General features: G+C 48.8%; 21 protein-coding genes and 1 tRNA gene. 8 read left to right on the top strand and 14 right to left on the bottom strand.

The window, feature by feature from the left end:
- Positions 1-6: 6 nt before the first annotated feature.
- The gene (locus EBS36_05465; GenBank protein ID NBU32598.1) at positions 7-396 is read left to right on the top strand and encodes a TRAP transporter large permease subunit; all 390 of its coding nucleotides are present in this window, start codon (positions 7-9) and stop codon (positions 394-396) included.
- A 185-nt stretch (positions 397-581) separates the two neighbouring features.
- Here EBS36_05465 and EBS36_05460 read toward each other — a convergent pair whose 3' ends face one another.
- Positions 582-1,211: a peptidase S16 gene (locus EBS36_05460; protein ID NBU32597.1), complete on the bottom strand. Its 630-nt coding sequence runs from the start codon at positions 1,209-1,211 to the stop codon at positions 582-584.
- A 101-nt stretch (positions 1,212-1,312) separates the two neighbouring features.
- Positions 1,313-1,600, bottom strand: coding sequence for a hypothetical protein (locus EBS36_05455; protein NBU32596.1), 288 nt, complete (start codon positions 1,598-1,600; stop codon positions 1,313-1,315).
- Positions 1,601-1,924: 324 nt separating this feature from the next.
- Between EBS36_05455 and EBS36_05450 the strand changes: the two genes are divergently transcribed.
- Together EBS36_05450 and EBS36_05445 are read left to right on the top strand one after the other, a co-directional pair.
- Positions 1,925-2,602 carry an RraA family protein gene (locus EBS36_05450; GenBank protein ID NBU32595.1) on the top strand — a complete coding sequence of 226 codons (678 nt, stop codon included), beginning with the start codon at positions 1,925-1,927 and terminating at the stop codon, positions 2,600-2,602.
- Positions 2,603-2,650: 48 nt separating this feature from the next.
- Positions 2,651-3,382, top strand: a complete 732-nt coding sequence (locus EBS36_05445) for a tripartite tricarboxylate transporter substrate binding protein (GenBank protein ID NBU32594.1) — start codon at positions 2,651-2,653, stop codon at positions 3,380-3,382.
- Here the strand turns inward: EBS36_05445 and EBS36_05440 are convergent.
- The 8 genes from EBS36_05440 to EBS36_05405 all read right to left on the bottom strand — a co-directional run bounded on the left by EBS36_05440 (position 3,238) and on the right by EBS36_05405 (position 12,902).
- On the bottom strand, positions 3,238-4,851 hold the full coding sequence (locus tag EBS36_05440) for a transcription termination factor Rho (protein ID NBU32593.1): 1,614 nt from the start codon (positions 4,849-4,851) through the stop codon (positions 3,238-3,240). The genes EBS36_05445 and EBS36_05440 overlap by 145 nt on opposite strands.
- A 213-nt stretch (positions 4,852-5,064) precedes the next feature.
- Entirely contained in the window at positions 5,065-5,949 is an 885-nt protein-coding gene (locus tag EBS36_05435; GenBank protein ID NBU32592.1) for a homoserine kinase, read from the bottom strand.
- The gene (locus tag EBS36_05430) at positions 5,949-7,007 is read right to left on the bottom strand and encodes a threonine synthase (protein NBU32591.1); all 1,059 of its coding nucleotides are present in this window, start codon (positions 7,005-7,007) and stop codon (positions 5,949-5,951) included. The genes EBS36_05435 and EBS36_05430 overlap by 1 nt, the downstream gene beginning before the upstream one ends.
- On the bottom strand, positions 7,007-8,302 hold the full coding sequence (locus tag EBS36_05425; GenBank protein NBU32590.1) for a homoserine dehydrogenase: 1,296 nt from the start codon (positions 8,300-8,302) through the stop codon (positions 7,007-7,009). The genes EBS36_05430 and EBS36_05425 overlap by 1 nt, the downstream gene beginning before the upstream one ends.
- A gap of 123 nt (positions 8,303-8,425) precedes the next feature.
- Complete coding sequence (locus EBS36_05420) at positions 8,426-9,091, bottom strand: hypothetical protein (GenBank protein NBU32589.1); 666 nt, start codon at positions 9,089-9,091, stop codon at positions 8,426-8,428.
- Positions 9,092-9,112: 21 nt separating this feature from the next.
- Positions 9,113-10,462, bottom strand: a complete 1,350-nt coding sequence (gene lysA, locus EBS36_05415; protein ID NBU32588.1) for a diaminopimelate decarboxylase — start codon at positions 10,460-10,462, stop codon at positions 9,113-9,115.
- A gap of 55 nt (positions 10,463-10,517) precedes the next feature.
- Positions 10,518-12,203: an arginine--tRNA ligase gene (locus EBS36_05410; protein ID NBU32587.1), complete on the bottom strand. Its 1,686-nt coding sequence runs from the start codon at positions 12,201-12,203 to the stop codon at positions 10,518-10,520.
- A gap of 45 nt (positions 12,204-12,248) precedes the next feature.
- Positions 12,249-12,902 (bottom strand): GntR family transcriptional regulator, encoded by a 654-nt coding sequence (locus tag EBS36_05405; protein ID NBU32586.1) that lies wholly within the window; start codon positions 12,900-12,902, stop codon positions 12,249-12,251.
- 159 nt (positions 12,903-13,061) lie between these two features.
- Here EBS36_05405 and EBS36_05400 point away from each other — a divergent pair, with 159 nt between their 5' ends.
- Positions 13,062-13,661 (top strand): hypothetical protein, encoded by a 600-nt coding sequence (locus EBS36_05400; protein ID NBU32585.1) that lies wholly within the window; start codon positions 13,062-13,064, stop codon positions 13,659-13,661.
- A 2-nt stretch (positions 13,662-13,663) separates the two neighbouring features.
- Here EBS36_05400 and EBS36_05395 read toward each other — a convergent pair whose 3' ends face one another.
- The gene (locus tag EBS36_05395; protein ID NBU32584.1) at positions 13,664-14,497 is read right to left on the bottom strand and encodes a hypothetical protein; all 834 of its coding nucleotides are present in this window, start codon (positions 14,495-14,497) and stop codon (positions 13,664-13,666) included.
- Between the two features lie 39 nt (positions 14,498-14,536).
- A tRNA-Arg gene (locus tag EBS36_05390) sits at positions 14,537-14,609 on the bottom strand.
- Positions 14,610-14,813: 204 nt separating this feature from the next.
- Here EBS36_05390 and EBS36_05385 point away from each other — a divergent pair.
- Both EBS36_05385 and EBS36_05380 read left to right on the top strand, forming a co-directional pair.
- A complete protein-coding gene (locus EBS36_05385) occupies positions 14,814-15,413 on the top strand; it encodes a nicotinamide mononucleotide transporter (GenBank protein NBU32583.1) in 600 nt (199 codons plus the stop codon).
- A gap of 5 nt (positions 15,414-15,418) precedes the next feature.
- The gene (locus EBS36_05380; protein NBU32582.1) at positions 15,419-15,967 is read left to right on the top strand and encodes a hypothetical protein; all 549 of its coding nucleotides are present in this window, start codon (positions 15,419-15,421) and stop codon (positions 15,965-15,967) included.
- Here EBS36_05380 and EBS36_05375 read toward each other — a convergent pair whose 3' ends face one another.
- Positions 15,968-16,708: an SDR family NAD(P)-dependent oxidoreductase gene (locus EBS36_05375; GenBank protein NBU32581.1), complete on the bottom strand. Its 741-nt coding sequence runs from the start codon at positions 16,706-16,708 to the stop codon at positions 15,968-15,970.
- A gap of 99 nt (positions 16,709-16,807) precedes the next feature.
- Between EBS36_05375 and EBS36_05370 the strand changes: the two genes are divergently transcribed.
- Both EBS36_05370 and EBS36_05365 read left to right on the top strand, forming a co-directional pair.
- Complete coding sequence (locus tag EBS36_05370) at positions 16,808-20,485, top strand: multifunctional oxoglutarate decarboxylase/oxoglutarate dehydrogenase thiamine pyrophosphate-binding subunit/dihydrolipoyllysine-residue succinyltransferase subunit (GenBank protein ID NBU32580.1); 3,678 nt, start codon at positions 16,808-16,810, stop codon at positions 20,483-20,485.
- 11 nt (positions 20,486-20,496) lie between these two features.
- Complete coding sequence (locus tag EBS36_05365) at positions 20,497-20,676, top strand: hypothetical protein (GenBank protein ID NBU32579.1); 180 nt, start codon at positions 20,497-20,499, stop codon at positions 20,674-20,676.
- A 73-nt stretch (positions 20,677-20,749) separates the two neighbouring features.
- Here the strand turns inward: EBS36_05365 and EBS36_05360 are convergent, their stop codons facing one another.
- Positions 20,750-22,264, bottom strand: coding sequence for an NCS2 family permease (locus EBS36_05360; protein NBU32578.1), 1,515 nt, complete (start codon positions 22,262-22,264; stop codon positions 20,750-20,752).
- Positions 22,265-22,288: the final 24 nt, after the last annotated feature.

The raw sequence follows: 22,288 nt of genomic DNA, 5'->3' as shown, positions 1-22,288 counted from the left end.
CCGCAAATGTTGGCTGAGATTTTAAAACCACTCGAGTCGCATCATTGGCTTTTTCTAGTGGCTACTGCTTTCATAACCATGTTATTTGGAATGATTTTGGAAGGATTGCCTGCGGCAGTTGTGTTGATCCCTGTGGTTTTTCCAATAGCTGAACAGATTGGCATCAACCCTATTCACTTTAATATTGTTCAAACAGCTGCAGTAGGTATTGGTTTATTTATGCCGCCCATGGGTGTGGGTTTGCTTATGGCATTAAAGTTTGCAGGGTTGTCTGTGGGGCAGCACTTTAGAACCTACGTACCTTACATGGGTGCTTTGTTTGTGGGTTTGGGTTTGATTATTTGTATACCGGAAATATGTTTGGTGCTACCTAGAGCGGCAGGCCTAATTCGATAATTTTTACTGGAGTCTTTTTTTTAATAGGACTTCTCGAGCTTTGAAAGAAATGAGTGATTTTGGTGCGCGCATTTCTCTTCTAAGACATTTGTAAATTTAACAATTAGCGTGTCAGTGGTCAGCGATCGAGTGTTCCGAAAATTTCATTTCAGATGAACGTAGCGCTCTGTGTTTGGTTAGGTTTTTCAAGATTCCTGCATCAAGAGTACTACTGATTCCAACCTCTTCAAAGGATCTAATTCGCTAAGGAGTTGGAGTTTTTGTTCAGAGCTAATTGAGATGGCTTCCGCGTAGCGATTTGCCAGCCACCCGCATTGATCCAAGTGGTAAGGCGCAAAGATAGGTAGCTTGTTGATGACGCCTTGTTGCTGTGCAGACGCGATAACTTTGCCAAGTCTGTCAGCGTGGGTCTGCGAGGCTGCGGGCACTTCAACTTCTGGGTCTTGCGCTATGTAGGTCACGCTTCCTTGCCATACCCCATATGGTCCGGGTTGCACATTGTGTAATTGAAAGCGCAAACCCCCCTGGCATAAGACCCTAAAGAACGTGGGTTGGACTTGATCAAACTCTCTAATATGTGCCATGCAACCAAAGTTATGCATAGAAGGCACTTGACCTGGAACTTGGACTTCGCTGCCATCTTTAATCCATGCCACTCCAAACGGCTGTTGTTGGTGGTGGCACCTTTTGATAAGGTCAAGGTAGCGCACTTCAAAAATTTGAAGTGGCAGCATCCCATCAGGGAATAGGCCATGTGAGAGTGGAAAGAGGGGAATAGTGTGTTGCACGGTTGCGGTCTTTATCATTTGAGTCATGCAGTGATGCTCAAGATTTTCACTCCAATTCAATTTAGAAATTATTAAATGTCTACTGAATTGGGGAAATGCCAGTTGCAAGCATTGAGGTTTAAATTAAATTAAAAAATCAATTTAAAACTATTTTCTTGAACTTCAATCGCGTCTAGCTTTTTACCCACCATATCGGGCACGTGGTAAACAGAAGTTCCATCCAATAGCGTGAGTAAGGTGCTGTTTAGAGTCCCAGCGATAGTGCTTGACAACTCTTTGCCATCAGCAGTTGTAAGCTTCAAAATATTGACCTTTGAAATTTCAATATCTCCCTTCTCCTTGTTCCAAACTGGCTGCGTGTCTACACAAAATTCGCCCGACCGCTGTGGAAGCTTACTAGCCCAAGTTCCACACAATTCAATCTTTTGGCGTTCTTTGCTGAATTTGGTATGACTTTGGAATGCTTAGAGAAAGAGCCGCTACTGTTTGAATAGCAAAAAGTAGTGCTACTGTGATCAATAACTTGTTGTACTGCATCATATTTTTAACGGATTAAATAGCGTTTATACCAGTAACTAACCAACCACTTTTGTAGTTTTACTCAGCGACATATTACAGACCCCTTTAAATGCCCCTAGCTGAGCACCGACCACTTCGTGGAAAGTTTGATGACATGCGCTGTGACATTGCTCAGACTATCATTCATTAAATTTTGGTGAAACTACTTTTAGGATAATTCAATGTACAAATTAAATCCACTGCCAGCAGCCATCGATCCGCAGTTGTTAAAACTTCTAGTTCAAGCGGAGCCCGCAGTGATAGGACACTTTCGCTATACAGGGTTTATGTGCCCTGACATTCGTGCACTTTTTCAGGATCGTCGCGTTGCAGGCACCGCCATCACCATTAGAGTTCCCGGCATGGATGGAGCAATGGTTCACTATGCCGTTGGTCAGGCGCGCCCGGGCGATTTCATCGTAATCGACCGCTGCGGTGACATGTCGATTGCCTCGCTTGGCGGTGCAGTTGCGTACGCAGCTCGGGCTGCTGGGGTGGCTGGCATAGTCGTTGACGGACTGGTCACTGACTTGGGTGAATTGCGCCAGTATGGTGTACCTGTATGGTCTCGTGGGACTTCAGCTGTGACTGTTAAGACTTTAGGACTTGGCGGTGAATTTGGCGTTACTGTCAGTTGCGGTGGTGTGGCAGTTAATCCAGGAGACGCTATCTTGGCTGACGAGAACGGCATACTGGTCATGCCACCAGAGGATATCGAATACTCAGTCCGCCGCGCGTTAAAGATGATGGAGGACGAAAAGCGCACGCTCGCCCGTATTGATGCTGGGGAAAAGTACCCAGACATAATGGGCACGACTCAGGTTATCCTCAATGTGCTCGAAAAGCAAAAACAGGCTTAAAAATCTAAGTCGACTTCCTTTCTTACATTAACAACAAGGGGTTCCCACATGATCAAATACTTACGCCTAAGCGTCTTGTTTTTCCTGATCCTAGGCTTTGGGGTTGCATCAGCTCAAACTTGGCCTACCGGGCCGGTCAAGGTCGTTGTGCCATTTCCACCCGGGGGAAGCGTTGACATGGTGGCACGCTTAGTCGCTAAGCGGCTTACTGACTCATTGGGGCAACCATTCGTTGTAGATAACCGCGCCGGCGCTTCTGGAAACATTGCCGCAGAATTTGTCGCAAAGACCAACCCAGATGGCAACACGATATTCGTCACAAGTTCCGGAGTTTTGGCTGCAAACATCCACTTGTTTAAAAGAACCGGCTTTGACCCATTCAAAGACTTCGCGCCGATCATCCGTCTAGTCAATCAGCCAAACATCCTGATGGTTCACCCTTCGGTGCCTGTGAACAGTGTGAAGGAATTGATCGCGCTGGCAAAGGCGCAGCCCGAAAAGGTCACTATGGGTAGCGCTGGTATCGGAACTGGGCAGGACATTGCTGCCAAGCAGTTTGAGATGGCGGCTGGTGTAAAAGTATTGCATGTCCCTTACAAAGGCGGGGCCCCAGCCTTGAATGATCTGCTTGGAGGTCAGATCCAGTCGATGTTTGAGACATCTTCGTTAGGCAAGCCATTTGGCACTTCTGGCATAGTCTTTTGGACCTGCATCAAGAACTCGAGATTGCTCTTGGTCTCGCGCAACTTAGTGAGCAGAAGTTCAATTGCCTGCTGCTGATCAAGCGCGTGAAGGACCCGGCGCAGTTTCCAGATAATCTTTAGTTCATCCGGTGCCATCAAGATTTCTTCACGACGAGTGCCCGAAGACTCAATGTCTACAGCTGGGAAGATCCGGCGGTCTGCAAGGCGACGATCGAGTTTAAGTTCCATGTTGCCCGTACCCTTGAACTCTTCGAAGATGACTTCGTCCATTCGAGAACCAGTCTCAACAAGTGCGGTAGCAAGAATTGTTAGTGAACCGCCCTCTTCGATGTTTCGAGCAGCACCAAAGAACTTCTTCGGTGGATACAAGGCTGCCGAGTCAACACCACCGGAAAGAATTCGACCAGATGCTGGAGCAGCAAGGTTGTAAGCACGACCAAGGCGAGTCATTGAGTCAAGAAGAACTACAACATCGTGACCCATTTCGACTAAGCGCTTCGCGCGCTCAATCGCAAGTTCAGCAATCATGGTGTGGTCTTCAGCAGGGCGATCAAAGGTTGAGGCAATAACCTCACCCTTAACGGAGCGCTGCATGTCGGTAACTTCTTCGGGACGCTCATCAACTAGCACAACCATCAAGTGAACTTCTGGGTTGTTTTCGGTAATGGCGTTTGCGATTTCCTGCAAAATTATGGTCTTGCCGGCTTTCGGTGGCGAAACAATTAGTCCGCGCTGACCTTTACCGATAGGTGCAACCAGGTCAATGACTCGAGTGCTCATATTGGTTGGTGAAGTTTCCAGGCGCAGCCGCTCTTGTGGGTAAAGCGGGGTTAACTTGCCGAAATCAACTCGATTGCGTGCTTCATCGGGTTCTTGGCCATTTACTGAATCCACTTTTACCAGGGGATTGAATTTTTGTGGACGGTCACCTTCGCGCGGTTGCTTAACCTGCCCAGTTACGGCGTCACCTTTTCGCAGACCAAAGCGCTTAACCAAGCCCATTGACACATAAACGTCATTTATCCCCGGCAAATAGCCTGAAGTGCGAACGAAGGCGTAGTTGTCCAAGATGTCAACGATGCCAGCAACCGGTAGCAGTACGTCATCTTCTGATACTTCAACTTCATAATCATTTCCACCACGGCGATTACCGCGGTCACCGCGGTCTCGACCGCGACGGTCCCGGCCACGATCATTACGGTCACCGCGGTTGTTGCGATCATTACGATCACCGCGGTCATTTGATTCATTGCGATATTCGCGGTCATTGCGGTTGTTTCGGTCGCGATTGCGGCCACGGCGATCATTATCGCCATCCGTGCCCTCGCCATCGCTTGACGCAACTGGTGCTTCGCTTACTTCTTCCTGAGCAGATTCAGTTTTGGTGCGACTCTTTGGCGCACCTGAATCCCGCTTTGCTGAGCGGCGAGCGCCGCCTGATGACTGTTTGGCGGAAATTGCCGAAATCAGGTCTGCTTTGCGCATTCCAGTGGCACCTTCGACGCCTAGTTTCGTGGCCAATGCCTTTAGTTCTGGCAATAGCATCGTGCTTAGCCCTTTATCAGGGGCAACTGTCTCGGTCACGTATGTGTCCTTTTAATGATGTGGATGTGAACAGTTCAACAACGAAAATCGTTGGGATTTCGAGGGAACATTGGCGAAAGATTTTCACCGACACCCAACCTTAGCACCAAGTCATCTGGAATTGCCAACATCGGGGGCAATTGGCAAAAAACATAAGGAATTCGGCAGTTTTAGCTAGTCAACTAGCAAGCCCGAATGAGCAATTTCCAACTTTTGGCTGGTGAATCCCAGTCCCCCAAGAATTTTGTGCGCATCCGCAACTTGCTCGACGCTTGCAAACGCTAGTACAGCTGGACCTGCTCCACTAACACAGGCAGCAACTCCAGCAGACTTCAGCGCAGATACGGCGGAAATAGTTTGAGGATAAGCATCCGTCCGATACGACTGGTGCAGTCGGTCGTCAGTAGCTTCAAGCAAAACCGATGGATCTTGGGTCAGGCCAACAATCAACAAGGCACTTCGGGCAACGTTGAAAGCAGCGTCGTTGTGTGGAACATTATCTGGAAGTAGATTTCGTGCCTTCTCGGTTAGTAGTTCGGAATTTGGAATTCCTACTACTGCTTGAACTTCAGGTATCACATCAAGCTTGCGACTCTGTGGAATCTGTCCCGTCCAGGCAATAGTCAACCCGCCGTAAACACAGGCTGCGGCATTATCGGGATGCCCTTCACGAATTGCTGTCTGGGTGAAAACCCAGTCGAGATCCACATTGCCATCGAAAATCAGTGCTTGAGCTAAAGCCAGTCCGGCAACAATTGCAGCCGCGGAAGATCCCAAACCTTTGCCCTGTGGAATCTGATTCTGACAAGTAATGTCAAGGCCAGTAACCGACGAACCTAAAGCGTCAAGTGCTTCTAGTAAAACTTTTGCTACCAGATGACTTTCGTCTGTGGGTAGTTTTTGCAAGCCTTCCCCGGTAACAGTGACTCGTACACCTGGATTAGCTACAACCTCAGCAGTCACCACATCACGAAGCTCTAATGCAATGCCCAACGAATCAAAACCTGGACCTAAGTTTGCACTAGTTGCCGGAACTGAAACCCGCGCGCGCGCCAACATCAGGCCAGACCTAGTGCATCAGCCGCGCGGTGCACTTCAACTGGCACTACGACAGGATCAGGCGCATCATTTAATGCCCATTGCGTATCTTTCAGTCCATTGCCGGTGACTGTGCAAACGATTTTTGCACCAGCTGGAACAAGTCCGCGCTCCGCTTGTTGAATTAGTCCAGCCACACTTGCAGCACTGGCTGGCTCAACAAAAAAACCTTCACGTTCGGCAAGTAAATGGTAGGCCTGCAAAATTTGCTCATCGGTGACACTGTCAATTAGACCACCCGATTCGTCTCGAGCTGCAACTGCGAAATCCCAGGAGGCAGGATTTCCAATCCGGATTGCGGTAGCCAAAGTCTCTGGCTTTTCGATCGGGTGTCCAGCAACAAATGGGGCAGCGCCAGCAGCTTGGAATCCCCACATTTGTGGTCGCTTGCTAGATACATCGTCATTGAAATACTCAGTAAAGCCCATCCAGTAAGCGCTGATATTGCCAGCATTGCCAACAGGCAAGCAGTGAATATCCGGCGCGTCACCCAGTGCATCAACGATTTCAAAAGCGGCAGTCTTTTGCCCTTGCAAGCGTGTTGGGTTTACTGAATTAACTAATGCAACCGGATACTGCTGGGCAAGGTCACGAGCCAAAGTTAGGCAGTCGTCAAAATTTCCGTCTACCTGCAAGATGGTTGCCCCATGCACCACAGCTTGGGCCAACTTCCCCATTGCAATTTTTCCTTGCGGAACTAAAACAGCACTTTTCATCCCGGCTTTTGCCGCATAGGCAGCAGCAGAAGCACTGGTATTGCCAGTAGAAGCACAGATTACAGCGCGCGAGCCATGTCGCAGCGCATCCGTGATGGCCATGGTCATGCCGCGATCTTTAAATGATCCTGTTGGATTCATTCCTTCTACTTTTAAGTAAACCTCAGCGCCAGTACGTTCTGAGATTTCGCAAGCAGGAACTAACGGGGTCCCGCCTTCGCCAAGGGTGACCACCACATCTTCTGGATTAATTGGCAACCGATCGCGATATTCTGCAATAACTCCACGCCACTGATGTGCCATTAAGCAGTTCCCCCGCTTTCAACCCGCATAACACCGAGTACATCACGCACCTCTGGCATTTTGCGCAAGCTTTCCACGGTCGCTTGCAGATTTTGATCTGTTGCCACGTGGGTACGGATAATCAAACTCGCGGCATGGCCATTATCGTCCTGGCGCACTGCCTGAATCGAAACACCATGGCGGGCAAACTCACTGGAAATTGCTGCCAAAACTCCAGATTCATCGGCAACCAGCAAATTCAGGTAATAGGAAGTCTTTGCCTCCCCGATGCCATGAATTTCCAAGTCGGCATAGTCACTTTGACCAGGATCGACACTGCCAGCAACTTTATTGCGAGCGGCAGCGACAATGTCACCAAGCACTGAACTTGCAGTTGGATCACCGCCAGCGCCACGACCATAGAACATGACCTGGCCAGCAGCCTCTGCTTCGACGAATACGGCATTGAAGGCATCGCGCACACTAGCGAGCGGGTGGCTCGCCGGAACCATAGTTGGATGCACGCGAACAATAATGCCTTTATCATCATCGGTCAGTTCCGCTACTGCTAACAGTTTGATGACACAGCCGAGCGACTTTGCTGCTGCGATATCCAGGGCGCTGACTTTTGTCATTCCTTCGCGAGCAACATCATCAATAGTTACTTTGCTATGGAAAGCCAGACCAGCCAGAATTGCTGCCTTGGCAGCAGAGTCATAACCTTCTACATCCGCAGTTGGATCTGCCTCGGCATAACCGAGCGCCTGCGCCTCGACCAATACATCTTCATAATTAGCACCATCGTCATACATCTTGCTCAGGATGAAGTTTGTGGTGCCATTGACAATTCCAAGGACCCGACGAACCCTATCGCCAGCCAATGATTCACGCAGTGGTCGAAGTAACGGGATCGCCCCTGCAACTGCAGCTTCGTAAAACAAATCGACGCCCTTGGCTACGGCAAGGGCATGCAGCTCGGAACCGTGTACAGCAAGTAAAGCTTTATTGGCGGTAACTACTGAACTGCCATTTGAAATTGCGGTTTCGATTAAAGTTTTCGCTGGTTCAATTCCACCTATTACTTCCACCACGATGTCTGCTCCAGAAGCAGCAAGTTTGTGTGCGTCGGCGGTAATTAATGATGAATCAATTCCCGGCCGCGCCTTATCGATATCGCGAACTGCAATGCCCACGAGTTCAACGGGACGACCGATGCGGGCAGCTAAATCCGCAGAACTTTGGACAAGTAACTTGGCTACCGACTGACCAACAGTGCCACCACCGAGCAGCGCAATTTTAATTGGCGCAGACATCATGACTCCTTTGTTACTTGCTTTGGCTTCTAAGTCTGTCAGAAAGGCTCGAATCAGACCAAAAGGAGACCAGATTTGCCGCCCATATCCAATGATTTAAGTGTGCGCTTATTTGATCCCACAAAACTACTGAAAGTCGCCAAAACTTCCAGGTAACACCAGGGTACGAAAGTTCGCACGCTTGGCCCGCCGCACGAAGTTTCGATTTGCTGAAGCAGGACTCGCTCTGGTTCCAAGGTTTCCGATTTTGTTGAATACCACATTCGGAATAAAAACTAAGGCGCTGTCAAAGGCAGTCACATCGACGGGTAACTTATCGGCCATTACCGCTCTCTTGCCAAAGATTGGAAGGTGAGACTTCTGATATCCGCCTGCCAAAACCAGGGACTTAGATTTGTCCAAGAACTGGCCAATCAGAATTGCACTGGGATAACTCGTGCTGAAGTTATTTAACTGGTTGTAGGCCGCAGAGTTGAGATTCACTCGCCCATCCAACCAAATAATTGCTTCAACATCCCTTGAGATGTTTTGCAAAGCGAACCGTTTCGACTTTGCTAATTTGCGACTACTTTTAACGGGTACCACAGTTATCGCTAGGCCAAGTGATTCAATTAATTTTAGAAGTGAATCTGATGGTCGATCAAGCAGTAGTTGTAATGACATTCTCCAGTGTGCTGGCCGAAGCGAAAAAAGTTGTTTCAGAGTTGTCAGCAATTTCTCATCGCTAATCGGGGCGTAGCAAATTACCGCAACAGATTTTTTGCTTGGATCAAAGTTCACAGTATTGGTCATGTTGGATTGAACAGCGAGCTGTCACTCAGCTCCGGGGTCAAGGGACAAAAGATCGGCTAATGTTTCCCTGCGCAAGACTATTTCACTAATCCCATTGCAAACCGAAACCACTGCTGGTCGAACAATGTAGTTGTAATTACTCGCCATCGCTCGGCAGTAAGCGCCAGTTGCAGCGACCGCGAGCAAATCTCCCGCCTCAATATCCGCTGGCAATTGTGCATCTTGAATAACAATGTCGCCACTTTCACAGTGCTTACCAACTACGCGTGATGCCACCGCCATTGAGTTTGTCGTGCGTGAAGCCAATGCTGCCGTGTATTGCGCCTCGTACAGGGCGGTGCGGATGTTGTCGCTCATTCCACCATCAACTGAGATGTAGCGTCGAGTTTGCGTATCAGACACATCAACCTGTTTGATTGTTCCGACCTCGTAGACGGTAATGCCTGCTGGGCCAATGATTGCTCGGCCTGGTTCAATCAACAAGCGCGGAACTGGAAAATTCAACTGTTGGCACTGCGAAATGACAATCTCATGAAGCGCGTGCGCCATCTGTGCAACCTGCAAAGGGTCATCTTCAGCTAGGTAGGCAATCCCCATCCCGCCACCTAAATTTAACTCCGAAATAGTGAAGTCAAACTCATCACGGATCTTTGCTGCAGTTTCAATAACTCGATGCGCAGCTATCTCAAAACCATCGGCATCGAAAATTTGTGAACCAATGTGGGAATGTAGTCCGAGTAAAGACAATGAATCGGACTCGATAACCAGTTTTGCTGCTTCTAAGGCAGCCCCTGTTGCGATAGAGATGCCAAATTTCTGATCTTCGTGGGCAGTCGCTATGTATTCGTGAGTATGTGCCTCAACGCCCACCGTCAATCTAATTAGGACCTGCGCTGTAACGCCATGCTCGCTGGCAATAGCTGCTAAACGCAAGATCTCTTGAAAACTATCAACGACAATTCGGCCAATGCCGAGTTGAATTGCCTGCGTTAATTCATCGATGCTCTTATTGTTGCCATGAAAAAGTATTCTTTCCGGGGATACGCCCGCCTTTAAGGCCACAGCCAGTTCCCCAGCGGTACAGACATCAATGCTCAGGCCCTCGGAAGCTATCCAGCTAATCACTTTCGTTGCTAAAAATGCCTTGCCCGCATAAAAAACTTCAGTTTCAACCTCGCCACTGTTAAATGCAGTTTGATAGGCCTTGGCCCGGGAACGGATATCCGCTTCATCTAAAACATATAGAGGCGTTTGGTACTGACGGGCCAAATCAATTACCGACACTCCGCCAACCTCAATAGCACCGTCAGAGTTGCGGGCAGCAGTTTGCGGCCAAACATTCGGCGCTAACTCATTTTGATTAGAGGGCATCTAACTATTGTTCCAGAGATTACTGATTCGCCAAACATGGGTTCAGTGTTTCTGGCTACATTCGCTGGGGCGCAGAAACGCCGAGCAAGTCCAGTCCATTTGCAATAACTTGCCTAGCTGCCGCACACAACCACAATCTTGCGATCGTCAATTCGGTCGCCGGTTCATCTCCTTGTGGTAGCACTCGACATGCGTCATAGAAGCGGTGGTAACCAGTGGCGACCTCCTCTAAGTGCCGAGCGATTCGATGTGGTTCACGTAGTTCGCCAGCACTGGTGACAACTCGAGGGTAGTCAGCAAGTAAACCAAGTAACTGGCCCTCGCGCTCATGAGTGAGTAACGAGGGATCAAAATCCGCCGAGTTCCAAAGACTTGGATCAGCGCCAATTATTCCCAACTCTGCAGCATTGCGAAGAACCGATGCTATACGGGCATGTGCGTACTGAACGTAATACACCGGATTATCGTTTGTCCGTTGAATTAGCAGGTCTAGATCTAAAGTCAATGGCGAATCGACCGGATATCGAATTAGGGAATACCGAGCAGCGTCTACTCCAACTTCTTCCACCAAGTCTTCAAGCGTGATGATGTTGCCTGCACGCTTGGACAGTCGCACCTCTTCCCCATCCTTCATCATTTTCACCATTTGGCCGATAAGGACTTCGATATTCAAATCTGGATTATCACCAGCACAGGCCGCTACCGCTCGGAGCCGGTTGACATAGCCGTGATGGTCTGCACCTAGTAAGTAGATGCAAAGGTCAAAGCCGCGGTTTCGCTTATCCACGTAATACGCGGTGTCAGACGCAAAGTAGGTTAACTCGCCATCTGCTTTGATTAAGACTCGATCCTTGTCATCGTCAAAATCGGTGGTGCGAAGCCAAGTTGCTCCATCGTGTTCAAACACATGACCCTGAGACCGCAGTTGATCGAAACCGCGACTTACTGCATCTGACTCGTGGAGCGAGCGTTCGGAGTACCAAACATTGAAATTTGTGTTAAATCCAGCGAGCACTGATTGTTGCTGGGCCAATTGCAATTTGTAGGCAGCCTCTCGAAACGCCACTAATTGTTCATCCCCATTCAATTTCAAAATCTCTGGCTGCTCTTGCAAAATTTGCTTGGCCAGATCATCGATATAAGCCCCGTGATAACCATCTTCAGGAACTGGATTGCCCAGCGCGCGGGCCTGAACTGATGCACCGAACTTATCCATCTGAACACCACGGTCATTTATGTAAAATTCACGAACGACTTCTGCGCCTTGCGCCCGAAGCACCCGAGCAATTGCGTCACCCACTGCTGCCCATCGAGTATGCCCTAGGTGCAGGGGTCCAGTCGGATTTGCCGAGATAAATTCAATGTTGATTTTTCGGCCAGCAAATAATTCACCTTGTCCAAATTTCTCTCGCTGTGCCAGCACTGTTACCGCAAGTTCGCCTTGACTTGCTGACGAAAGCTGGATGTTCAGAAAGCCAGGGCCGGCAATATCGACTTTTGTTACCCCGTCAATTTGAAGGAGAAGTGGCGAGAGAATCTCAGCAACAGCTCGGGGATTACTGTTTGCTTTGCCCCCAAGTTGCATTGCGATATTGGTGGACCAATCGCCGTGTTCCGGGTTTTTTGGCCGATCGACAACAATCTGGCTGGGAACTTCAGTCAGATCAAGGGCTAGCTGACCACTTGAGATCGCAGAAAGCACCGCAGCTTTAATGTGCTTCGCCAAATCTTGTGGTGTCATAAGGCATAAGCCTAGACGATGGAGCGAAAGTAATTTATTTGAGACTTATTTAGCGCGATTAGCAATCTGCACAAAAATGCCTGCTAGCGCATGTTCGCGGTGCACAGCCTGTAATCTAATGGACTCTTTAACGTCTTTTTGCTTGAGCGCCAGAAGCATTTTGCCATGTTCCTCATTGGTCGAGGTTCGGTTATCTTCATCGCCAAGAAATAGCACGCGGTATGCATCTAGCGAGTCCCAGAGGTTTTCAATCATTGAAATAAGTCGCTCTTGCCCGCACAGCCTGAAGATTGCAAGGTGAAATTTCCGATTGAATGTTGCCATTGCAATGACATCACCCTTGTTTGAAGCGACCAAGCTCTCATCATGATATTGTTTGATGCTTGCGATTTCTTTTGCCGTGGCTTTTGGTACTCCGGCCCGCAACGCTGCATCTTCAAGGATTGCGCGTAGTGCATAAATCTCTTCTAGGTCGGAAGTGTCAAGTTCGGCAACAAAATATCCTCGGTGCGGATCGTGAATTACTCGCCCTTCAGCTTGCAAAATTCTCAATGCCTCGCGAACGGGTACCCGGCTAACATCTAGTCGAGCGGCTAGGGCGTCTTGGATAATTTGCTGGCCAGGCTTGAGGCGCCCCGAAGCCAACATCTTGCGCAACGACTTGAGCACAGTATCTTGCGCCGTTGCTTTTTTTGGCATGTTGTTTATTTAACACTATGCCTGTGACAAAACCACAAATATGCAACAAATTTAACCAGCTGAATTGTTATCCAATCTTTATTGTGTGCCCTTCGCAATCGTCAACCCGTCTCGGCAACTGAGCTTGCGTTGCTTAGACTTTAGAAATGGAGGTAGCCAATGAAGCGTAATTTCTTGTTAATTGCCATGACTTTCTGCCTAATAGCTACCGCTCCAGTTAGCGCCCAGACCCCATCCCCGACCCCAAGTCCTAGTGGCCCAGTTTCAGCCCCACTTGTCTGCGCCCCTATCGCCACTGGAATTCCAGAAAAAGTGAGCGAAGTCAAATGCCCGAAAGGCACCTTAAACCTTGGCCGCGGACCTATCAAACATGGGGACCAACGACCTGCAAAAATCAATCAGATGTTACGAAACCGATTCGTGGCTGCCCGAACTGCCGCTAAACAGTTAGGCCACAGCATCGGCATTCGAAGTGGCTGGCGCAGCTGGGATACGCAAGAACAGATGTATCAAAAAGCACTGCGGCAATACAAAGATCCAAAGATTGCCAGTCGCTGGGTGCTGCCACCAGAGAAATCTATGCATGTCTGGGGAGTTGCTATTGATGTTCACTTTTCGTCCCCACAAGCGAAAACTTGGTTTCGCTGGAATAGCGATACTTTCGGTTTGTGCCGGACATACAAGAATGAGTGGTGGCACTTCGAGCCAATAATCGCGCCAGGTGAAAAATGTCCACCTATGAAACCGTTTGCCAAGTAGTGCTAAGAAGGGCTCAAAACATTATTCAAGGCATCATTGACTTCGGTGAATGCCAGAGCTTCGGTATAGGCAACATTATTGAAATATTTGCTCAGTGGCGCTTCGCGTAAAGCTTTGACTGCGCGACCATCATTGACTTTCAAAAACATCAAAGTGGTGTTTGGGACTCGCTCAAAATCTGTTAGTACCGTGCCACAGCCATAGCCAAACACCTTCAACGCAATATCGGCGCGCGTAGGATCTACTTTTTCAACAAAGCCGTTGTCGGCAATGCTGACGACTTCACGACGAGTTGATGTCTTGGTCCAAATCTGTAAACAAGTGCGCAAATTGTTTTTGGCATAAATTTCCTTGCCATGCACATCAACATAGTTAACTGCTAAATCCTCATCGAAAGTGCAAGTGAAATCTAGTGACAGACGATTGGTCACACTCCACTTGCGCCAAGACCTAGGCACGATGAAGGCAATGGTTGAACAAAGTTGCGCTGATTTATTAAAGAACGGAATTGATAACGAATTGTTCCGCCCAAAAGGAGGATTGCCAACAGCTACCAAGTCTGAGTTTGTGCTTTCCCACGTCAGAAAGTCTGCCCGCTTAACTTTTGGATGTGCTGGCTCGATGTCCATGGCCAGCACATCATTGATGCCAAATTTAGCCAACGCTGATAAAAAGACGCCAGATCCAGCACTCGGCTCTAGCCAAGTTTTGTTGCGGGCATCGGATACTTCATTCAAAACAGTTTCAACAACCCACTCGGCTGTTTCCAGTGGAGTGTAGAACTGCTCTTTACCTGTGACTCGACGATTGCCGAGTTTGCCGAGGTGGGAAGCCATAACCAACAACCATATATGTAATCGTGTCGCCCTGTACAGTGCCCGCAGTAGGAGTCGAACCTACGACCTTCTGCTCCGGAGGCAGACGCTCTATCCACTGAGCTATGCGGGCGAGTCGCACGATGGTAGTCCCTGCGACTTTATCAGGGAACAACAGACCTAAGCACATCTACTTGTTTTGGATTAAGGTTAAGGAGTTAAGACACGGGAGCCAATTGGCTGAGAGGGTGAATTTCACCGACCGTCACACCGGCTGGGTAATGCCAGCCTGAGGAGGACAAATATGCAATTTCTGCAATCTACTAACGACGTATTAATGCAACCACTACTGACTTTGTGGGGTTATGAACTTTCCCGCTTGGAATTCATTGCGGTTATCGCCTCATTGATTGGTGTCTGGCTTGGCACCACAGGCAAAGTTTGGACCTGGCCCTGGTGGGCAATTAGTAGCGCACTATATGCCTGGTTGTTCTTTGAATGGAAATTGTATGCAAGCGCTATTTTGCAGATCGTATTCATTGCTGCTGCGATTTGGGGTTGGCTTGGCTGGGGACCCAAGGGTGCGCAGCCACGATCAGGGGCAAAGCGCCAATACTTATCAGTTGGACTAAGTGGGCTTTTCGCTTGGCTGGTTCTGGCTCCCCTGCTCGCCAAGTTAGGAGCTGCTGCCACATGGCCTGATTCCTTTGGGCTAATTTTCAGTGTGGTAGCCCAGGTGATTATGGTGCTGGAATATAGAGAAACTTGGGCTCTCTGGTTTGTTGTGGATGCGGTTTACGCGATTGAATATGCAACGCAGAATTTATGGTTTACCAGTTTGCTGTATTTACTCTTCACTGCCATCGCAATTCGCGGCTGGTTAAAGTGGGGGCGAATTGGACTTCGCGAAGCAGTACCGCAAATCGGACATGGCTGATCTGAATGTCAGCATTAACGGCCATAGCAAGTGAAGTGCTCGCTGCACAACCAAAGTGCGGCGAAGTTCGTGTTGTGTTAATTGATGGTCCTGCCGGTTCAGGTAAAACTACTTTCGCCCACCATCTAGCAATTGCTTTAGCAAAAAGTCCTGTGATTTCAATGGATGACCTGTATTCCGGCTGGGAAAATCCGCTCAGCCAAGAACTTTATTCGCGGATAAATAATCAGATCCTGACTCCGCTTCGAAAACATGCATCAATTCGCTACCAGAAGTACAACTGGCACGAAGAAAAGTTTGATACTTGGCGCGAGATTCCTTGGACTGACATCGTAATCATCGAGGGTGTCGGTGCACTGCATCCAGATATTTCCACAAGCGCTGTCGTCAGGATTTGGGTTGAATCTGGACATAGGCAGTTACTCAACAGGGTGTTGGAACGCGACGGCCAAGAACTAAAAGCGCAGATGTTGGCTTGGCAAAAAATGGAACAGATTTACTTTCAGCGACACAAAATTGCCGATAAAGCTGACTTTGCTTTGCGAACCGACTAGTTACCAGGGAACAATCTGTCGATCTTCCCAAAGTAACCCCGTCTCAATCCCTTCGGTATGAGCTCTGGTCGCTAACCAAATTATGGTGTCAGCCGCTTCTTCGGGGCTGCGTGGCGCATCAGGACCACCCATGTCAGTTCGGGTGTGATTCGGGCACATTGCATCAACCAAAATGCCTCGCTTACCGCTTCCTAATTCAGCAGCGAGATTTTTTGTTAACGCATTTACGGCTGTTTTTGAGACCCGGTATGGAGCGAGTCCTCCAGCGAGCCCTGGGCCAGTAAACCTGCCCAAACATGCGGATACATTAATGATGCGACCTGACCTGCGCTCTACCATGTTTGGTGCAACTGCTTGAATGAGATTAAGTGTGCCATTGAAATTAACCGACATAACCCGATCCCATTCGGAGGTTGATGACCGCAAAGTTTTGGCCATTTTTTCGCTCATGACGCCGGCACAGTTAATTAGTAAGTCTGCCCTGCCTGCTATCGGGTGGCCCCCGATTTTTGTGCTGACTTCATCTTGATTACTCACGTCGATGCCTAGTCCAACGGCGTCAAAACCTTTAGTTACTAGAGAGTTTGCAGCTCTCTGACTTGATTCATCTGTTTTGCCAATAATCACCACGCAGGCGCCAAGTTTGGCTAGCCCCGTTGCCGCTGCAAAACCGATACCTCGGCTACCGCCCGAAATAACTGCAACTTGGTCCAAGAGCAATGTAGGTGAATCGGGTGTCATGTCTCAACTTTGCCCCAGTTTTATCTAGTGCGCATATTTACAGATATTCATTAGCGAGTACGCTTAACCCATAGGCAATCAATGAGGAAGGCCGCTTTAGTGTCTAATCAGACCAGCAGTCCATTCGGAGCCAATGACTGGCTCGTCGATGAGCTATATCAGCAATATTTGGAAGATAAGCAGTCAGTCGATTCCGCCTGGTGGTCGTTCTTTGAAACATACGATCCACAAAATCCCGCCGCTCCTGTAGCAACTGTCACCAATGAACAAAAGTCTGTTTCCACTAAAGGTGCGCCGACAAATCCTGTTGCTGCTCAAACTACTTCGATACCGGAGCCAAGCGTGGCAAAAGTTGAGGTTCCGGTTCGCTCCATTCCGCGCGATGAGCAGACGAAAGTCGCTCCAGCAGCGTCAGTTGCTGTTGAAGTGGGGCCAGAAAAACTTAAGGGCCCGGCAGCTCGAGTAGTTACAAATATGGAAGCCAGCCTGAGTGTTCCAACCGCAACCAGCGTTCGAGCTATTCCGGCCAAACTTTTAATTGACAACCGAATCGTCATGAATAATCACTTAGCGCGAGCTCGCGGTGGAAAAGTCAGTTTCACCCACCTAATTGGCTACGCCGTTGTTCGGGCGCTTTCGGAGATGCCCGACATGAACGTCTCATACACCACCATCGACGACAAGCCCGCAATCCTGCGCAACCAACAGGTCAACATGGGTCTTGCTATTGATTTAGCCAAGCCAGATGGCACCCGGCAACTGATGGTGCCTGCAATCAAATCAGCTGAGCACATGGATTTCGCTGAATTTTGGCATGCATACGACGCAATTTTGAAGAAGGCGCGCAAAGGCGAACTTACTGTAGAAGACTTTCAAGGCATAACAGTCAGTCTGACCAACCCCGGCACCATTGGCACTGTGCATTCAGTCCCCCGCCTGATGCCTGGGCAAGGATTAATCATTGCTGTTGGCGCAATGGATTATCCAGCCGAGTGGCAAGGTGCATCACAAGAGACAATCACTCGAAATGCAATAAGCAAGATCTTGACCTTGACAAGTACTTACGATCATCGAGTTATTCAAGGTGCGCAATCAGGTGATTTTTTGCGACGAGTGCACGAACTTCTACTTGGGGCTGACAACTTTTATGACGACATTTTCCACTCCTTGCGCATTCCTTACGTGCCAATACGTTGGGCTGAGGACATTGCCGCCACCAGGGATGATGTTTTAGACAAAACGGCACGAGTGCAACAGATGATCCACGCTTATCGAGTGCGCGGACATTTGATGGCCGACGTTGATCCATTAACTTACGAAGCACGCACTCATCCCGATTTGGACATTCAAAGTCACGGACTTACTCTTTGGGATCTAGATCGAGAATTTGCTACTGGCGGGTTCGGCGGTAAACCCTTTGCAAAGCTTCGCGAAATTTTGGGCATCCTTCGAGACGCATATTGCCGAACAATAGGCGTCGAATACATGCACATCCAAGATCCTGAGCAACGCAAATGGATCCAAGAGAGATTCGAGCGGGCGCACGCCAAATTGGACCGCCAAGAACAACTGCGAATTTTGCGCAAACTAAACGAAGCCGAAGCTTTTGAAACTTTCCTACAAACCAAATTCGTTGGCCAAAAGCGATTCAGCCTCGAAGGCGGCGAGAGTACTATCCCGCTAATTGATCAAATTCTCCAGTCAGCCGCTGAAGACCAATTACATGAAGTTTGTATTGGCATGCCACACCGTGGCCGACTAAATGTATTAGCTAACATTGCCGGCAAGAGTTACGGACGTATCTTCAATGAGTTTGAAGGAAACTATGGTCTGGAATCGGTCCAAGGCTCTGGCGATGTCAAATACCACCTAGGTACCGAAGGTCGCTTTGAAAGCGCATCTGGTAAAGCAGTGGATGTTTATCTGGCAGCCAATCCTTCACACCTTGAAGCGGTTAATCCGGTGCTTGAGGGTATTGTTCGAGCCAAGCAAGATAGGTTAGGTAAAAACGAGTACTCTGTTTTGCCAATTTTGATGCACGGTGACGCGGCATTTGCTGGCCAAGGGGTTGTGGCTGAAACCTTGCAGTTCAGTCAACTTCAGGGCTATCGAGTGGGTGGCACAATCCACCTCATTATCAATAACCAAGTTGGCTTTACCACTTCACCGAAGTACAGTCGCTCGAGTGTTTATGCCTCGGATGTGGCGCGCATGGTTCAGTCCCCTGTGCTACATGTAAATGGCGATGATCCAGAAGCTGTTATTTGGGTTGCCCAACTGGCATATGACTTCCGCCAAGCATTCCACAAGGATGTTGTGATTGACCTGGTCTGCTATAGACGTCGCGGCCATAATGAGGCGGACGATCCTTCCTTAACACAGCCATTGATGTACGAAATTATTGATAACAAGCGCTCTACTCGCAAACTTTACACCGAAGCACTTATTGGTCGCGGTGACATCAGCAGCGAAGAAGCTGATGAAGTTGTAAAGCACTATCAAGACCAGCTTGAGCTAGTTTTCCAAGAAACTAAGTCTTCATCTCACGAGGACTTCAGCTCTGAAGTGAGCGAGGTCATTGCAACTGGTCAACAAACTTTGGCTCCGCAACAACCGCCAAGCGAAGTTCCTACTGCCATTACTAAGCAGGTAATAGATCGAGTTGTCGCAAGTCAACTCGAAATGCCAGAAGGCTTCACGGTCCATCCACGGTTGGCCCCACAATTGCAGCGGCGGGCCGAAATGATTGCCGCGGACACCATTGATTGGGGCATGGGCGAGGCACTCGCCTTTGGGTCTTTGCTAACCGAAGGAAAGACGATCCGCCTGGCCGGCCAAGACAGTCGTCGCGGAACATTTGGTCATCGCCATGCGGTAATTGTCGACAAAGAAACTGGCTGGCAATACAAGCCCTTGAAGCGGTGCTACGAAGGTGACGCAAAGTTATCGGTCTATGACTCATTGCTTAGTGAATTTGCCGCCTTAGGTTTTGAATACGGCTACTCAGTTATCCGACCAGATGCGTTAGTTATGTGGGAAGCGCAGTTTGGTGACTTCGTGAATGGCGCGCAAACCATCATCGATGAATTCATTACCTCTGGTGAACAAAAATGGGCTCAGCGAAGCGACCTAACAATGTTGCTCCCCCATGGATACGAAGGTCAAGGCCCAGACCATTCATCGGCTCGCGTTGAGCGATTCCTGCAACTATGCGCGCAAGACAACATCACTGTTGCAATGCCATCTACTCCTGCGTCGTACTTCCACTTATTGCGCTGGCAGGTTTATTCGCCGCTGATTCGCCCGTTAGTTATTTTCACGCCAAAGTCATTGCTTAGGGCTAAATATGCAACATCCAAAGTCGCAGACTTCACATCAGGCTCATTCAAGTCGATGTTGCCAGATACTTCGGTTGATAAATCAGTAGTTACTACGGTGCTACTCTGCAGTGGCAAGGTCTACTATGACTTAATCGCCGAGCGCGAAAAGCTAGGTCGTAAGGATGTGGCAATAATCAGACTTGAACGCCTCTACCCGCTCCCGCAAATAACGCTGCCTCCAGAAATTGCTTCATTCCCGAATCTTAAAGAGGTACGTTGGGTCCAGGAGGAGCCACGCAACCAAGGGGCTGGCGGTTTCATGCTGTTAAATCTGCCACCGGTAATCAATCGCACATTAACGCTAGTTTCCCGTCCTTCATCATCTTCGCCAGCAGTTGGTTCACATCACCGCCATGAAGTTGAACAGGCAGCACTTGTTTCGCAAGCATTTGAATAACGAGGGTAACTATGTACTTCACTGATCGTGGAATCGAAGAGTTGGAAAACCGACGTGGTGACGAAGAAGTATCTTTGGGCTGGCTAGCTGCAAAGCTACAGGAGTTTGTTGACCTAAATCCTGATTTTGAAATCCCGATTGAACGGCTTGCTACTTGGCTAGCACGCGATGAAGAAGAAGTTGAAGAGTAATTTTAAGTTCAAATTAAATTGAGGCGCATCCGATTTGGATGCGCCTCAATTTTGGGAGGATTAACTGAAGAGCTTAGTTAATCAGTTGGCTGATTGGATTGATAGCAAAGTACAGCACGAAGGCCAATGAAATAATCCACATGATTACGGAGATTTCATTGAACTTACGCTGACAAACTTTAATCAACACAAAGCTAACCAAGCCGGCACCAACACCATTGGTGATGGAGTAAGTGAACGGCATTAGCACGATGGTCAAGAAGCATGGAATTGCTAATGCGTAGTCATCCATTGGAATCTTGCGGATCTGGGTGAACATCAAGAACCCAACAACTACGAGTGCTGGAGTAGCAGCTTCGTAAGGGACGATCTTGGTTAGTGGCGCTAGGAATAGAGCCAACAAGAACATTACGCCCGTCACGATGCTTGCGATACCTGTACGGGCACCGTCGCCAACACCTGAAGCTGATTCAATGTATGCGGTATTTGAGGATGTGCCTGCTGCTGCACCCGCCATAACGGCAACTGAGTCAACTACAAGAATCTCGCGGATGTGCTCAATTTCGCCATCTTCTTCTAGCAAGTCCGCTTCAGCAGCCAGACCAGTTACGGTTCCGATGCTGTCGAAGAAGTCGCTCAGAAGTAGAGAGAAAATGAAAATTATTGCAGTTAGTGCACCGACAGCTTGAAAACCGCCTGTTAGATTGATGTGCCACAGTTGTAATGGATTTGTGAAATCGACCACATCATTTACCTTCGGCAGAGATGGGACATTCAGTCTCCAGTACGTATCCTTGTTTATTTTTTCTGGATCATCAACCATTAACATAGCTTGGATGGCGACTGCCAAGACCGTGGTTACCAACAGTCCAATCAGGATTCCACCACGGACTCGAAGCGCCACAAGCGCTATGATCAGCAGCAGTCCAAAGATGAAAGTGAAGATAGGCCAACCAGCAAGTTGGCCCTTCACTGCGAAGGTGATTAGCGGAACGCCATTGCGCACAATTCCCGCATCAGTCAATCCGATTAGAGCTATGAAAAGCCCAATTCCGGCACCGATTGAGTACTTCAACGCCTCAGGTACTGCTCGGAATACCGCAAGTCGGAAGCCGGTGAGCACAAGAACAAACATCAGCAGGCCGCCAATGATCATTAGACCAAGTGCCTCGGGCCACGTCATTTTTGGAGCGATGGTAAAAGCCAAGAAACTGTTTAGACCTAAGCCAGCTGCAAGAGCGACTGGGAATCTGCCAACTAAGCCCATCAGGATGCTCATAACGCCTGCCAGTAAGGCGGTCGCTGAAGCAACTAGAACAATTGTCTTGTTTACATTGTCTTGGTTAACTATGTTTTCAGGACTTCCCTGCGCCACAAACTTTGTGAACTTAGCAAGTCCTGAAATCAGTTCATTATTTTCATCCGTCGCGGTGCCAATAATCAGTGGGTTCAATACCACGATGTAGGCCATGGTCACGAAAGTGACCAATCCGCCACGGATTTCTGTTGCGAGATTAGAGCCACGTTCAGAAATATGGAACCAACGGTCCAATGCTGAAGTGCTCTGTATAGGTGTATTAGTAGCCATAAGAAAACGCTAGTGACGAAAAAT

Source organism: Actinomycetota bacterium, assembly GCA_009923495.1.
Taxonomy (GTDB): Bacteria; Actinomycetota; Actinomycetes; order S36-B12; family UBA5976; genus UBA5976.
Note: the sequence above shows the minus strand (reverse complement) of the source record. Positions and strands in the feature narration are given on the sequence as shown.

What these genes read in the sequence shown, in the direction of transcription:
- EBS36_05465 (NBU32598.1), top strand. Translation starts at nt 7, where the DNA reads ATGTTGGCTGAGATTTTAAAACCACTCGAGTCGCATCATTGGCTTTTT.
- EBS36_05460 (NBU32597.1), bottom strand. Translation starts at nt 1,211, where the DNA reads ATGACTCAAATGATAAAGACCGCAACCGTGCAACACACTATTCCCCTC.
- EBS36_05450 (NBU32595.1), top strand. Translation starts at nt 1,925, where the DNA reads ATGTACAAATTAAATCCACTGCCAGCAGCCATCGATCCGCAGTTGTTA.
- EBS36_05445 (NBU32594.1), top strand. Translation starts at nt 2,651, where the DNA reads ATGATCAAATACTTACGCCTAAGCGTCTTGTTTTTCCTGATCCTAGGC.
- EBS36_05440 (NBU32593.1), bottom strand. Translation starts at nt 4,851, where the DNA reads ATGCTATTGCCAGAACTAAAGGCATTGGCCACGAAACTAGGCGTCGAA.
- EBS36_05435 (NBU32592.1), bottom strand. Translation starts at nt 5,949, where the DNA reads ATGTTGGCGCGCGCGCGGGTTTCAGTTCCGGCAACTAGTGCAAACTTA.
- EBS36_05430 (NBU32591.1), bottom strand. Translation starts at nt 7,007, where the DNA reads ATGGCACATCAGTGGCGTGGAGTTATTGCAGAATATCGCGATCGGTTG.
- EBS36_05425 (NBU32590.1), bottom strand. Translation starts at nt 8,302, where the DNA reads ATGATGTCTGCGCCAATTAAAATTGCGCTGCTCGGTGGTGGCACTGTT.
- EBS36_05420 (NBU32589.1), bottom strand. Translation starts at nt 9,091, where the DNA reads ATGACCAATACTGTGAACTTTGATCCAAGCAAAAAATCTGTTGCGGTA.
- lysA (NBU32588.1), bottom strand. Translation starts at nt 10,462, where the DNA reads ATGCCCTCTAATCAAAATGAGTTAGCGCCGAATGTTTGGCCGCAAACT.
- EBS36_05410 (NBU32587.1), bottom strand. Translation starts at nt 12,203, where the DNA reads ATGACACCACAAGATTTGGCGAAGCACATTAAAGCTGCGGTGCTTTCT.
- EBS36_05405 (NBU32586.1), bottom strand. Translation starts at nt 12,902, where the DNA reads ATGCCAAAAAAAGCAACGGCGCAAGATACTGTGCTCAAGTCGTTGCGC.
- EBS36_05400 (NBU32585.1), top strand. Translation starts at nt 13,062, where the DNA reads ATGAAGCGTAATTTCTTGTTAATTGCCATGACTTTCTGCCTAATAGCT.
- EBS36_05395 (NBU32584.1), bottom strand. Translation starts at nt 14,497, where the DNA reads ATGGCTTCCCACCTCGGCAAACTCGGCAATCGTCGAGTCACAGGTAAA.
- EBS36_05385 (NBU32583.1), top strand. Translation starts at nt 14,814, where the DNA reads ATGCAACCACTACTGACTTTGTGGGGTTATGAACTTTCCCGCTTGGAA.
- EBS36_05380 (NBU32582.1), top strand. Translation starts at nt 15,419, where the DNA reads ATGTCAGCATTAACGGCCATAGCAAGTGAAGTGCTCGCTGCACAACCA.
- EBS36_05375 (NBU32581.1), bottom strand. Translation starts at nt 16,708, where the DNA reads ATGACACCCGATTCACCTACATTGCTCTTGGACCAAGTTGCAGTTATT.
- EBS36_05365 (NBU32579.1), top strand. Translation starts at nt 20,497, where the DNA reads ATGTACTTCACTGATCGTGGAATCGAAGAGTTGGAAAACCGACGTGGT.
- EBS36_05360 (NBU32578.1), bottom strand. Translation starts at nt 22,264, where the DNA reads ATGGCTACTAATACACCTATACAGAGCACTTCAGCATTGGACCGTTGG.